This window comes from Peribacillus sp. NPDC055009, assembly GCF_053608705.1.
This window is the reverse complement of sequence record NZ_JBSGVZ010000016.1, coordinates 108,995-121,649: the sequence shown is the minus strand read 5'-3', so window position 1 is coordinate 121,649 and position 12,655 is coordinate 108,995. Positions and strand designations below refer to the sequence as shown.

Sequence of the window (12,655 nt, the reverse complement as noted above, 5' to 3'; positions counted from 1 at the left end):
ATCTTCCTCTATTTCATGTTGAACTGTACCTGGGCGTTTATCCCACTCTTTCAATTCTTCATTCGTCCTTTGATTTTCCATCTGCTTTCCAAGTTGTTTCATCTCTTCATAATCCTTAGCCATGGAGCTATTTTCCGGAACATGTTCTTTTTTCAATTCCTCTTTACTCATTTGCCATCACCTCTACTTATTGATACCCAATATTTCCAAATCCAAAACGTAACATATCTAATGGAAATATGGGGTATAGATAAGACATTATAAGCTAATGTAAGGAGGTGCAAGAAGTATGCAAACAACTACCCTTTATGTAAAGGAAGCAACGTCAGAAGGTCCGATTTTAAATCTGGAGTCCATACTTTTGAAAACGGAAGGTGTGGAACGAGCGATCATCGATGTTGATGATGGGGAAATTAAAATCGATCATAGCGAAGAAAAACTATCACCGAATCAACTTATTACACTTATTGAACAGTATGGTTTGAATGTAACTAAATAGAAATTAAAGCACCGGACTCCCTCCATTCAGAAGGGCCCGGTTCTTTAATCTCTTGCCTTATATAATCACCCTTTAACAAAAGATGCATGATTTCAAGGGAATTCAGAAGTCCACCTTTCTTTCATTTACCTTCCGCAAAAGGCAATAAACCCCTGCCCGATTGGGGGCAGGGGCAAAAAAGTATGGATTACCGATTTAACAAGCTTCCCACATAGCGCAGCAAATCATTGGCTGAGGTGGAATTATAACCGTGCTCGTCGATAAGTCTCGTGATGACCTCGTTCACTTTCTTCAGTTGCCTTTCGTCTGGTGTCTTCGTTGAAGTAGTGATCTTTACGACATCCTTCAAATCAGCAAATAGTTTTTTCTGGATTGCTTCCCGTAAACGATCATGGGAATTATAATCGAATCTCTTACCTTTACGCGCATATGCAGAAATGCGAATCAATATTTCTTCGCGGAATGCTTTTTTTGCATTCTCGGAAATTCCTATTTGCTCTTCAATCGAGCGCATCAGTTTTTCATCTGGATTGATTTCTTCCCCAGTCAATGGATCACGCAGCCTTGATTTATTGCAGTATGCTTCGACATTGTCCAGATAATTATCCATGAGGATCTTCGCCGACTCTTCATATGAATAGACAAATGCCTTTTGGACTTCATTTTTTGCAATGGCATCGTATTCTTTACGTGCCAGTGAAATGAAATTCAAATACCTCTCCCGAAGTTCGTTCGTAATGGACGGATGCTGGTCAAGACCTGCTTTTAATGACATAAGTACATCCAACGCATTAATGGACGGGTTTTCCTTACGAATGATCGTAGAGGAAATCCGGTTAATTACGTAACGCGGATCGATTCCGCTCATGCCTTCGTCCTGATATTCTTTTTTCAATTCATTGATGTCTGCGGAATTAAATCCTTCGACATTTTCCCCATCATAAAGCCTCATCTTTTTCACTAAATCGATATCGCCCTTTTTGGGATCCTTCAATCGTGTCATGATGCTGAAGATTGCCGCCACCCTTAATGTATGCGGAGCTATATGAACATCCGAGACATCACTTTCACGGATCATTTTTTCATAAATCTTTTCTTCTTCGGTAACCTTCAGATTATATGGAATCGGCATGACAATGATACGGGAATGCAATGCTTCATTTTTCTTATTGGAAATGAACGCTTTATACTCCGTTTCATTCGTATGGGCCACAATGAGTTCATCGGCACTGATCAATGCAAAACGTCCTGCCTTAAAATTCCCCTCTTGTGTCAATGATAGCAAATGCCATAAGAACTTCTCATCACATTTCAGCATCTCCTGGAACTCCATCATCCCGCGGTTCGCCTTGTTCAGCTCACCATCAAAACGATATGCCCGCGGATCTGATTCGGATCCGTATTCGGCAATGGTCGAAAAATCGATGCTGCCCGTCAAATCAGCGATATCCTGTGATTTTGGGTCTGAAGGACTGAACGTTCCAATTCCAACACGCTTATCCTCCGAAAGGAAAATACGCTCGACCATCACATCTTCAATCCTGCTTCCATACTCCTGTTCTAACCTCATTACATTCAGCGGCGATAGGTTTCCTTCTATCCTTATTCCATATTCTTCAAAAAAATCATTCCGTAAATATTGAGGAATGAGATGCAGTGGATCTTCATGCATCGGGCATCCTTTTATTGCATAAATGGCACCAGTGTCTTTTAATGAATAATTTTCAAGTCCACGCTTCAGTAAAGAAACGAGTGTGGACTTCCCGCCTGACACAGGACCCATTAGAAGCAATATCCGCTTACGGACATCGAGCCGCTTTGCCGCCGGATGGAAATATTCCTCGATGAGCCTTTCCAGTGAATCTTCAAGGCCAAACAACTGACCGCTGAAAAAATTGTATTTCTTTGTCCCATTTACTTCCTCTATCCCTGCATCTCTGATCATGTTGTATACACGTGAATGAGCAGATTGAGCAACTAAAGGCGTTTCTTTCAATATTTCTAAGTACTCTGCGAAGGTGCCTTCCCACTTCAGCTTCTGTTCATCTTCTCTAAATTTTTCGATTTTCTTTAAAATATCCATTAAGGAACCTCCCCCTGTCACTTTCAGAGAATACTTAAATCTATGCTCCAAGTCTGACAAACATGTCAGACTTTAAAAAGTCGCCGGCCATTGTTTCGAATAGCCCTTGGCTCTCCAGTATCGAAAAAGGCTTAATCATTGAAGAATTGAGGACAATTATGCTGACAAGAAAAATTGTGTGCACTCCTGCTAAAAATTAGGGTATACTAAGCCTATACTTAAGTGGGACAATATGGGTAAAGGGAGGTCACAGCATGGGCACAGTTATTATCGTTGGGGTTGCTATTACATTTTTAGCCGCTATCTTCACTGCCGGGTATAATGATAAACCAGGTGTGAAATAAAAAAATAACAGCCTTTCTTAAATCCAAAAAGGGGACAGCAAATTAAATTTGCCGTCCCCTTTTTTTCACCCTCATCGATATTAATAGTTAGAGCATACCAATCAATGAAGTGGCTACACCATTTATACAGCGTCCTTTTTTTCAGTGTGAGCGGCAATGTTATTCTCCATCGATCTCAAGTCTTCATTTACTTTTTGTCCTTGTTCCAAATATTCTGTTTGGAATCCGCTCTTTATTGCCCAACTATAAAACCCTAGAGATAAACATGTTATGAGGACCATATCCCAACCAAATCGGATTATGTTTAGTCCACCAAACTTTTCACTGCCTAAGTATGAAATGGTCATCATACAGAGTAGGTAAACAACCATCCAAACCCCAGCCAAGAAGTTTTGACGGAATCCCTTCCAATTGATTTTTGCTTGATAATAGAAATAAACGGGGAGACCAATCATAATGATAAATAATACTTGTCCTGTCAGTGGCCACCTTGCCCAATATAAAACCAAAGAAGCAAAAACAAAACCAAGCGGTGCAATGATACTTAATCCTTTTAGACGTAATGGTCTGTATAAATTCTGACCAGTGCGCCTTAATGTCATAACAGTAACTGGACCTGTAATATAAGAAACTAATGTCGCAACCGAAATAACCTCTGCCAATACTCCCCAGCCTCTAAACATAAATAAAAATAAGAAGGATACACCTAGATTAAAAAACATGGCTTGACGAGGGATACCATAAAGTGGATGAAGTTTTCCAAATACGCTTGGCAAATATTTATTCTTTTCCATTCCATAAAGCATTCTTGACGTTGTCGCCGTGTATGTTATTCCCGTCCCGGAAGGAGAAATAAAAGCATCAACGTATAGTAAAATAACTAACCAGTTTATACCTAGGACTATTGCTAAATCAGCAAACGGTGAATTGAAATTCAAATGTTGCCATCCGTTCACAATCATGGACGGATCAACGGCCCCAATAAATGCAATCTGTAATAAAACGTAGATAACCGTTGCAATTAAGATGGAGCCTATTACTGCAAATGGAATCGAACGTCCAGGATTCTTTGCCTCACCTGCCATGTTAATCGGACTTTGAAAACCGTTAAATGCAAAGATGATACCAGAAGTTGCTACAGCAGTAAGCACACTTGCCCAACCATTAGGAGCGATACTTCCTGCAGAGGTAAAATTAGATCCATGAAAACCGGCAAATAAAAGTGAGCCGATCGTCAGTCCAGGTATAATAACCTTAAAGACTGTAATAAATGAATTTGCTTTTGAAAACAAACTAACTGTCCAGTAATTCAATAAAAAATAGACGACCAATAATGCAGAAGCAATTGCCAAGCCTGCCCCAGTTAGACTCCCATTTTCTACTAAACCATGTGTCCACTCCGCCCATTTCCATGGCCATGAGCTCATATATTGAACAGAAGCAATCGCTTCGACTGGAATTACAGAAACAATTGCGATCCAGTTTGCCCAACCTGCAAGAAAACCTATAAACGAGCCATGAGAGTATTGCGTATATTTTACCATCCCCCCAGCTTCAGGAAACATTGCCCCTAATTCACTGTAAGATAGTGCGATAAATAAAATAACAACCATCCCGATAATCCAGGAGATAATGGCAGCCGGTCCTGCGATTTGTGCCGCTTTCCATGCTCCGAATAACCAACCTGAGCCAATAATTGACCCGAGTCCTACCATCGTTAACGAAAACGTACCCATCTTTCGCTGCAAATTATTCATATGTTCATCACCATGCTTTCCAAATTTCATTCTTTATAATGACGTTCTTAACTGATTTATCAATTGTTTCAAGTTCGTCCAATTGATTCTTAAAGTGATTGCTGAATTGCATCACCTCTTGCTAAAGTTTAGTGAATTGTAATGCGAATCTTGGATGTACCCTATATTGCTTTTTAATATGAACAGATTTTCTCTGCTTTTAGAAAATACTAAGATCCCATTCCTGTGCCATTTGTTTCAATAACATACCACCTGTTACGCTATTCCCATATTCATCAATGGCAGGTCCGTATATACCAATGCCACATCCATCTTGAAAGGGAAGCCCGCTTCTGGAACTTGGAGGAACAAGTGCCATGATCCCGCCAGATACTCCACTTTTGGCAGGCACCCCCACAAAAGCCGCAAATTTACCCGAAGCATTGTACATACCACAAGTAAGCATTAATGCTTTGGCCAGCCTAGCCACTTTTTTGGGGAGTACTTGTTCTTTACGGATGGGATGGTATCCATCTTGTGCAAGAATCAGCCCAAGCAGGGCTATGTCTTCTGTGGTTACTACTATGGAACATTGTTTGAGGTAAACCTCTAAAGCTTCCTCTACATCCGATTCTAAATAATTCGTCTCTTTTAAATAGTGAGCCAAGGCTCTATTTCTATGAGAGGTTTGCCACTCAGATTGATACACTGCCTCATTGATGGCCGGGCGCTTTCCTAACAAATTTTCAAATAATGTATAGAGAAATTCTAATTTCTTTCGTGAAGTATCACCTGGAAGAAGCGAAGCTATGGTAATCGCCCCTGCATTTATCATCGGATTGAATGGCTTTCCCGGCTTATGCATTTCTAAACGAATAATTGAATTGAAAGCATCTCCAGTTGGTTCCACATCGACCCTCTCTAACACATAAGAAATGCCACAACCCAAGCACGCGGCTATAAAGCTAAGCACTTTTGAAATACTTTGCAGCGTGAATGGGACTTCCCAATCCCCTGACTTGATCATTGTTCCACCAGGCTCCAGTATGCAAATGCCTAATTGCGATAAGTGTGCATTCCTCAATGCAGGTATATAATTGGCGGTTTGCCCTTCAGTAGCATAGGGTCTGTAATGTGCCACCCATTCATCTAAGTCGGCTTGCTTTTGACTACTAACGTGAATGTCATACTCTTTTGACAATTCTTCAATCACATTTTTCCACCTCTTCAGTTGTTGTATCATTATTCAAAATGAGCGTTTTACCGAATGCCATCATGCTGCAATAGATTAGATGAAAACATAATGAATATTCTAATAATTGTTAAGCGCTTTCAAAAAATTCTATCTACCGTTAATTTTAAATTGGGAACTACATAATCATACGAAAACCTACAAAATCTAAAAAATAAAAATCACTAAAAAAACGGAATCATCTCACATGTTCCGTTACCATTTTTTGTGGATAGAAAAACAGATTGGTTTTGCGATAATTGGTTTTAAGCCGTTCCATTCAGGAACAAAGTAAGCGTTGTATTGAAGCTGATGAAACTGTATACTGATTTTTTAAACAAATTGGGAGGTGACGACTTGAATCTGAGTACGTTAATGAAAAAAGAGGTCAATATCCTTGCTTTGATGTTGTTAACAGTCCCATTAGCAGGCGAATTGAGTTTTTATCCTTTAAATGAAACGTTTCGGGTAAGTTTTGGTCCACCTGTACTTTTCTTCTTTTTACTATTATTACAGAAAACACCTGCCATTCTTTCGGGCTTCCTGACAGGAACAATGGTTGTGGTATTTCGTATTCTTATAGATTTTTTCATTCATGATAGTTTTTCCTGGGCTTCCGCTTTCCAAGTTCATTATCCAAGTTTTTTCTTTTATTTCACCTACTGCTTTCTTTTTTATTTAGTGAAAATCAATCGCTTTCAAAACCGATCTTTGATTATTGGATTTATTGGTCTCATTATCGAAATATTGTCCGACTCAGTAGAATTAATCTTTCAATATATTGTATTGGAAACAACAATTACGCTAGGTTCACTGAACGAGATGATCATGATCGCATTCGCCCACAGTTTTATCGTTTTAAGTTTTTTTAATATGATGAAGCTTTATGAAGCACAATCAAGGGAACGACAAATCAGAAAACAAAATGAACATATGCTGATGCTCATTTCCAACTTATACGAGGAAACGATTCATTTAAAAAAAACATTAAAAAATGCTGAGAATATTACAAAGAAATCGTATGATTTGTATCGAGATTTAAAAGCTCTGGAAAAACGGGAAAAGCAACCTCATGTTCTTACAGAGCCATATAGTCAAAAAGCATTGCGCATCGCGGGTGAAATGCATGAAGTCAAGAAAGATAATCAACGAATTTTTGCCGGTCTTTCCAAATTGATTTCCAATGAGAGTTTTAAGGATTATATGAATGCTGCTGAACTTTTTCATTTAATTATCCGAATTAATGAAAAATATGCCTTATCTCTAGGAAAGGATGTACAATTCGAATACTCATTGGATCAAAAAAATGATTCACATTATCATGTGTATACCGTGTTATCTCTTTTCAATAATTTAGTCGCAAATGCAGTTGAAGCAATTAAAGATAAGGGAATCGTCCGTTTAAGTTTGTGTGAAATCCATGACAATGTGGAATTTAAAGTTGCTGATACTGGACCTGGAATTCCTCAAAAATATCAGACTGTCATATTCAAACCTGGGTTCACTTCAAAATATGATCATTTCGGGACACCTTCAACGGGGATTGGTCTCTCATATGTTAAAGAGGTCGTAAAAGAACTGGGAGGCGATATCCTGTTTGAGAATAGTTTTAACGGCGCTGTTTTTTCAATAAAATTACCCATTCATAAGTTGATCCAGAAAGGATGATTCCATGCGTTTTTTTATAACAGATGATGATTGTGCCATACGTTCGAACTTAAGCCAAATTATAGAGAACGAAGATTTAGGAGAAGTGGTGGAGGAAGCCGAGGATGGGAGTCTATTAGAAGGCCATATTCTGAATTTAAAACAAATTGATATATTATTCATTGATTTATTAATGCCCATCCGGGATGGCATTGAGACGCTTCGTCATATAAAAAGTACATTTAACGGAAAAATAATAATGATTTCGCAGGTTGAATCAAAGGAGCTGATTGGTGAGGCATACTCACTTGGAATAGATTATTATATTACCAAACCAATCAATCGTATTGAGATATTAACAGTTATCCGAAAAGTTATGGAACGGATTCATTTAGAAAGATCGATCACAAATATCCAAGCTTCTTTGAATAGTGTATTGAATTTTGAACAGCCAAAAGTTGATAAATACAATAGTTTTAATGAAAAAAGTATAAGTGAGGTAGGTGAATTCCTACTATCGGAATTAGGGATCGTTGGAGAAAATGGCGCAAAAGATTTAATGGAAATGCTTCAATATTTATTTATGTATGAAAGGACTTTTACTTTTGGAAAGCATTTCCCTACCCTTAAAGATATCTTTGTAGAAATCACCAAAAAAAAGCTCGGTACATCAGCTTTGCAGGCTGATATCAATCGAGAAATAAAAGCTGCCGAACAGCGAATACGCAGAACGATTAACCATTCCTTAAATCATTTTGCCTCGCTCGGTTTAACGGATTTTTCAAATCCGAAGTTTGAAAATTATGCTTCCAAATTTTTTGATTTCACAGTCGTACGCCAAAAAATGAAAGAATTGCAAAATGATTCAACAATAGTTCTTACACCTACCCGGGTAAATACAAAAAAGTTTATTCAAGTATTTTATTTCGAAGCGAAACGATTGAATCCTGATGAAATAATTAGATATAGATAATCAATGATTAAAACAAAAAACTACGGAAGCACTTAATGGAACATAAAATCCCCTGAAGGATTTCAGGGGATTTTAGCAAGTTCTTATTTTTTCAACAATAAGTACATGAAATAAGGAGCACCAATCAATGCAACCATGATACCTGCAGGAATCCCCTCGGGTTCAATTATATTACGGCCTATCGTATCGGCAAGCAGCAATAGCCATCCACCGATTAAAATGGCGACCGGAATGAATAGTTGATTTCGAGGTCCTACCAAGGATTTCGCTATATGCGGGGACATAAGTCCAATGAATGCAATTCCGCCTGTAACAGAAACGGCAGCCGCTGCCAGTGCTACAGCCGTGATTAGCAGTACGATCCGCTCCTTTTCAATCGATACACCGACCCCAACTGCGACCGGTTCACTTAAACCAAGCAGATTCAAACGATTCGCTTTATATAAAGTGAATGGAATGAGGATGATTAACCATGGAATAATCGCCCAAACGAAAGGCCAATCCGTGCCCCATATATTTCCCGCCAACCATTTTGAGATGAAATCGACCTTTTCTCGTTCCGCTGATGAAATGAGGACAATCATCAGGCCTGAAAGCGCCATTGAAAAACCTACCCCGATCAACACTAACCGAACGGGTTCAAGGCCACTCTTTCTCTTGAATGAGAGAATATATATTAAACAGGCCGTCAGTAACGCTCCGATAAAACCGACAAGCGGAACCATATAAACAAAAGAACCAGCATCAAGCGGGAAAAACAGAAAGAAAGCTGCGATGGCAACACCTGCTCCTGAGTTGATCCCGATGATTCCGGGATCGGCTAAATCATTACGTGTGATCCCTTGCAGAATGGCTCCCGACAGTGCAAGGGCCATGCCTGCTAAAAGGGTGATGATGATTCGCGGTAACCTTACGGAAAATAAAATGAATTCCTCTTTAAACGTCCCTTGCCCGAAAAGCGTGGGAATCAGTCGTCCTAAAGAAAGATTGGAATATCCCGAACACGTCCCAATAATGATCGTAACGATGATGAGTGCAGTTAATGCACCTATTATCCATCGCTGTTTTTTGACTAATGATGACTGGATCATGAAAATGCTTTACCCCCTTTACGCACGATTAGGAGGAAGAAAGGTAAACCGATCATCGCAACAACCGCTACCACAGGTGTTTCATATGGAGAATTGATGGTACGGCCGATCGTATCGGCAAGCAGCATGAAAGTGGCTCCCAAAATCGCAGACATAGGAAGGATGAATCGATAATCCGTACCCACGATAGCCCGAACAATATGGGGGACCATTAAGCCGATGAACACCATATTTCCAACAAGTGCAACGGCAGCACCTGCCAGGAGAATGATGACTACGAAAAGAACCGCCTTTATTTGTGTTGTCTTTTGCCCTAAACCTACCGCCACTTCTTCACTTAAGCTAAGTATGGTGAGCTGCCTGGAAAAGATAAGGGAAATCAGGATGCCTATTAAAATGAACGGGACGATTACCCGAAGCTGCTCCCATGAAGTTCCGATATTCCCGCCAGCTGTCCACATCGATACATCTTTTGATACCTTGAAATAAATGCCTACCCCTTGCGAAACGGCAAATAGGAATGCAGAGACTGCAGCACCAGCCAATACAATCCGCAAAGGTGAAAATCCGCCCTTTTTGATCGCACCAATTCCGAAAACCATGGTTGCCCCGACAGCGGAACCTATAAAACACGCAATCATGATCCCTAAATTATTAGCATTTGGAATAAATGCCAAAGTAATGGCGAGACCTGCATTGGCTCCTGCCGTCAATCCAAGCAACCCCGGATCGGCAAGTGGATTCCTGGTCATTCCCTGCATGATGGCACCAGAAACGGCAAGTGCTGCACCAACAAAGATTGCGCCCACTTCACGAGGGAAACGGATTTCCCGGATGATTGAAAGCTTTTCACCGACAGCATTTGATGTCAGTGCTTGCCAGACATCTTTTACAGTAACATCCGCCGCCCCAAATGCCATTGAAATAATGAACATGCCTATGAATACAGCAATCCCTATGAGCAGTTTATATATAAATGGGATGAAACGTTGATTTTCTTTAGTCATCTGTCTCTCTCATCTCTTTTTTATAGAATAAAAGGAGAGGAATTGGAATCCCTCTCCCTCACTGTATTATTTTCCAAGAAAACTTTTGGAAAAGAAGTCTAATTGGTATTCTAATGTTATTGGATCATTGAAGTAGAATTTTTTTGCATCAGCTTCATATAGTTGATTGTTTTTAACGGCAGGTATGTTTTTAAACGTATCTGTTTGTTGGAATGAATTGTCCTGATCTTTGTTATTGCTCAAAATCACATAATCACCGGCATAGTCTTTCAGGACTTCTAATGATAAGGCAAAGTAACCATCTTTCAATGCCACTTCTTTTACCTTTTCAGGCATGCCCAATTTCATTTCTTGATAAAGGATTTCCGTTCCACGGCCCCAATTATCGCCGTATACATAGAACTGTTTGTCAAACTTTTCGAAAACGGAAACGGTAGCATCTTCTCCAATTTTAGCCTTAATTTCATCACCGGTTGTTTTTGCCCGTTTTTTGAAATCATCCACCCAAGCTTGAGCTTCTTTTTCTTTATTCAAAAGTTTACCAATTTCTACATGCTGTGTTAAATAGTCCACTTTTCCGTATGTATACGTTACAGTCGGAGCAATTTCCTTTAATTTATCGACATTTTTAATCGTTGATAAACCAATGATTAAATCCGGATCCAACTCAATGATTTTTTCCAGGTTTTCGTCCGTGACTTCCTCGACATTTTTTAACTCCTTAAAGTTCGGGTTCATTTTAGACCACGAATCGACACCTACAAGGTTAACATCCAAAGCCATTACGTTACCTGCGAAAGAAGATAGTACTAAAACACGCTGAGGATCTGCCGGAACTTCAACAGGACCATTTTCAGATTGATATGTGATGGTACCTGATTTTTCCTTTTTGGAAGCGGAGCTTTTTTCTTTTTCGGTTGACTCGTTACCACAAGCACTAATAATTAACACTAACAGCAGTATAAACGGGATCATTATCTTTTTCATTTGTTGTCAAATCTCCTTTTAATAAATTGTATGTGCTGCACATTGGTTTGTTTGTTCGTTGATCTCGTCCGATTACCGCATCAATATGGAATACTTCCTTAAGCACTTCATGAGTGATGACTTCTTCACAATCTCCTGCTTTGACTATTTCCCCGTCCTTTAAGGCAATGATATAGTCGGCAAAGCGAGCAGCTTGGTTTAAATCATGAAGAACCATGACAATTGTACGTCCCTGTTCTACATTCAGCTTTTGTAATAATTCTAGAACCTCCAGCTGATGCGCCATATCCAAATAGGTGGTCGGCTCGTCAAGGAAGATGATTTCCGTTTCCTGGGCAAGTGCCATCGCAATCCAAACACGCTGGCGCTGACCTCCTGATAGAGCATCCACCGGACGGAACTTGAAGTCTTTCGTACCGGTCACTTCAAGTGCCCAATCAATCACATCATAGTCTTTTTGGGTCAGGCGCCCAAAACCCTTTTGATAGGGAAAGCGCCCATATGATACGAGCTCCCCAACCGTCAAACCGCTTGCACTCTCGGGTGTCTGCGGAAGTATGGCCATTTTTCTTGCAAGGATCTTAGTGCTTTCTTTTGAAATATTCACCCCATCTAAAACAACCGTACCTGATTGATTAGAAATGATTCTGGTGATCGCTTTCAAAAGTGTCGATTTCCCACACCCATTTGAACCGATGATCGTCGTGATTTTTTTATCTGGAATTTCCACACTGAGATCTTTTACAATTAAACGTTCACCATAACCAATATTCAAATCCTCTGTATATAGGCGAACCATTTTTTAACCTCCATTTACTGAAAAATAGGTAAGTAAAAACTCAAATGAAAATGATTATCATTATCCACTACTTAATTACTATAATTCTATCTAAATATATTGTCAATGGTAATTTCATGGGCATATAAGAAGAAATTCTGACAGGATTTTTTGGGCCTGTCCATATTACCGACTGACAAATGAACACAGTAAAGATCCCGGAAATATTTCCGGGATCTTTACTGCTAGGTCCATACTCAGGACTTTGGAAGATGTCCC

At 39.5% G+C, this 12,655-nt stretch carries 10 protein-coding genes; 3 read left to right on the top strand and 7 right to left on the bottom strand.

Translation table 11 applies throughout. The features are described 5' to 3' along the window. Window positions 1-289: 289 nt before the first annotated feature. Window positions 290-499, top strand: coding sequence for a metal ABC transporter ATPase (locus ACWF5P_RS20725; RefSeq protein WP_034315156.1), 210 nt, complete (start codon window positions 290-292; stop codon window positions 497-499). 187 nt (window positions 500-686) lie between these two features. Here ACWF5P_RS20725 and ACWF5P_RS20720 read toward each other — a convergent pair whose 3' ends face one another. From ACWF5P_RS20720 to ACWF5P_RS20710, 3 genes are all read right to left on the bottom strand, one after another. Further along, entirely contained in the window at window positions 687-2,582 is a 1,896-nt protein-coding gene (locus ACWF5P_RS20720) for a PrkA family serine protein kinase (RefSeq protein WP_207437311.1), read from the bottom strand. A 466-nt stretch (window positions 2,583-3,048) separates the two neighbouring features. Further along, complete coding sequence (locus ACWF5P_RS20715) at window positions 3,049-4,683, bottom strand: amino acid permease (protein WP_434167829.1); 1,635 nt, start codon at window positions 4,681-4,683, stop codon at window positions 3,049-3,051. Between the two features lie 199 nt (window positions 4,684-4,882). Further along, window positions 4,883-5,872: a glutaminase gene (locus ACWF5P_RS20710; RefSeq protein WP_434169725.1), complete on the bottom strand. Its 990-nt coding sequence runs from the start codon at window positions 5,870-5,872 to the stop codon at window positions 4,883-4,885. A 426-nt stretch (window positions 5,873-6,298) separates the two neighbouring features. On the opposite strand from ACWF5P_RS20710, the gene ACWF5P_RS20705 reads away from it, so the two are divergent. Continuing rightward, window positions 6,299-7,561 (top strand): ATP-binding protein, encoded by a 1,263-nt coding sequence (locus ACWF5P_RS20705; RefSeq protein ID WP_434169726.1) that lies wholly within the window; start codon window positions 6,299-6,301, stop codon window positions 7,559-7,561. A gap of 4 nt (window positions 7,562-7,565) precedes the next feature. Then, the gene (locus tag ACWF5P_RS20700; protein WP_434167830.1) at window positions 7,566-8,513 is read left to right on the top strand and encodes a response regulator; all 948 of its coding nucleotides are present in this window, start codon (window positions 7,566-7,568) and stop codon (window positions 8,511-8,513) included. A gap of 83 nt (window positions 8,514-8,596) precedes the next feature. Here the strand turns inward: ACWF5P_RS20700 and ACWF5P_RS20695 are convergent, their stop codons facing one another. The 4 genes from ACWF5P_RS20695 to ACWF5P_RS20680 all read right to left on the bottom strand — a co-directional run bounded on the left by ACWF5P_RS20695 (window position 8,597) and on the right by ACWF5P_RS20680 (window position 12,397). Continuing rightward, complete coding sequence (locus ACWF5P_RS20695) at window positions 8,597-9,604, bottom strand: iron chelate uptake ABC transporter family permease subunit (RefSeq protein ID WP_434167831.1); 1,008 nt, start codon at window positions 9,602-9,604, stop codon at window positions 8,597-8,599. Then, complete coding sequence (locus tag ACWF5P_RS20690; RefSeq protein WP_101223362.1) at window positions 9,601-10,611, bottom strand: FecCD family ABC transporter permease; 1,011 nt, start codon at window positions 10,609-10,611, stop codon at window positions 9,601-9,603. Before ACWF5P_RS20690 ends, ACWF5P_RS20695 begins: the two co-directional genes overlap by 4 nt. Window positions 10,612-10,677: 66 nt before the next feature. After that, complete coding sequence (locus ACWF5P_RS20685; RefSeq protein ID WP_101223363.1) at window positions 10,678-11,598, bottom strand: iron-hydroxamate ABC transporter substrate-binding protein; 921 nt, start codon at window positions 11,596-11,598, stop codon at window positions 10,678-10,680. Beyond that, window positions 11,549-12,397, bottom strand: a complete 849-nt coding sequence (locus ACWF5P_RS20680) for an ABC transporter ATP-binding protein (RefSeq protein WP_101223364.1) — start codon at window positions 12,395-12,397, stop codon at window positions 11,549-11,551. The genes ACWF5P_RS20685 and ACWF5P_RS20680 overlap by 50 nt, the downstream gene beginning before the upstream one ends. Between the last annotated feature and the right edge of the window lie 258 nt (window positions 12,398-12,655).

Coding starts and splice junctions, on each gene's coding strand:
- ACWF5P_RS20695 (WP_434167831.1), bottom strand. CDS start 9,604: ATGATCCAGTCATCATTAGTCAAAAAACAGCGATGGATAATAGGTGCA.
- ACWF5P_RS20690 (WP_101223362.1), bottom strand. CDS start 10,611: ATGACTAAAGAAAATCAACGTTTCATCCCATTTATATATAAACTGCTC.
- ACWF5P_RS20720 (WP_207437311.1), bottom strand. CDS start 2,582: ATGGATATTTTAAAGAAAATCGAAAAATTTAGAGAAGATGAACAGAAG.
- ACWF5P_RS20685 (WP_101223363.1), bottom strand. CDS start 11,598: ATGAAAAAGATAATGATCCCGTTTATACTGCTGTTAGTGTTAATTATT.
- ACWF5P_RS20715 (WP_434167829.1), bottom strand. CDS start 4,683: ATGAATAATTTGCAGCGAAAGATGGGTACGTTTTCGTTAACGATGGTA.
- ACWF5P_RS20680 (WP_101223364.1), bottom strand. CDS start 12,397: ATGGTTCGCCTATATACAGAGGATTTGAATATTGGTTATGGTGAACGT.
- ACWF5P_RS20725 (WP_034315156.1), top strand. CDS start 290: ATGCAAACAACTACCCTTTATGTAAAGGAAGCAACGTCAGAAGGTCCG.
- ACWF5P_RS20705 (WP_434169726.1), top strand. CDS start 6,299: ATGTTGTTAACAGTCCCATTAGCAGGCGAATTGAGTTTTTATCCTTTA.
- ACWF5P_RS20700 (WP_434167830.1), top strand. CDS start 7,566: ATGCGTTTTTTTATAACAGATGATGATTGTGCCATACGTTCGAACTTA.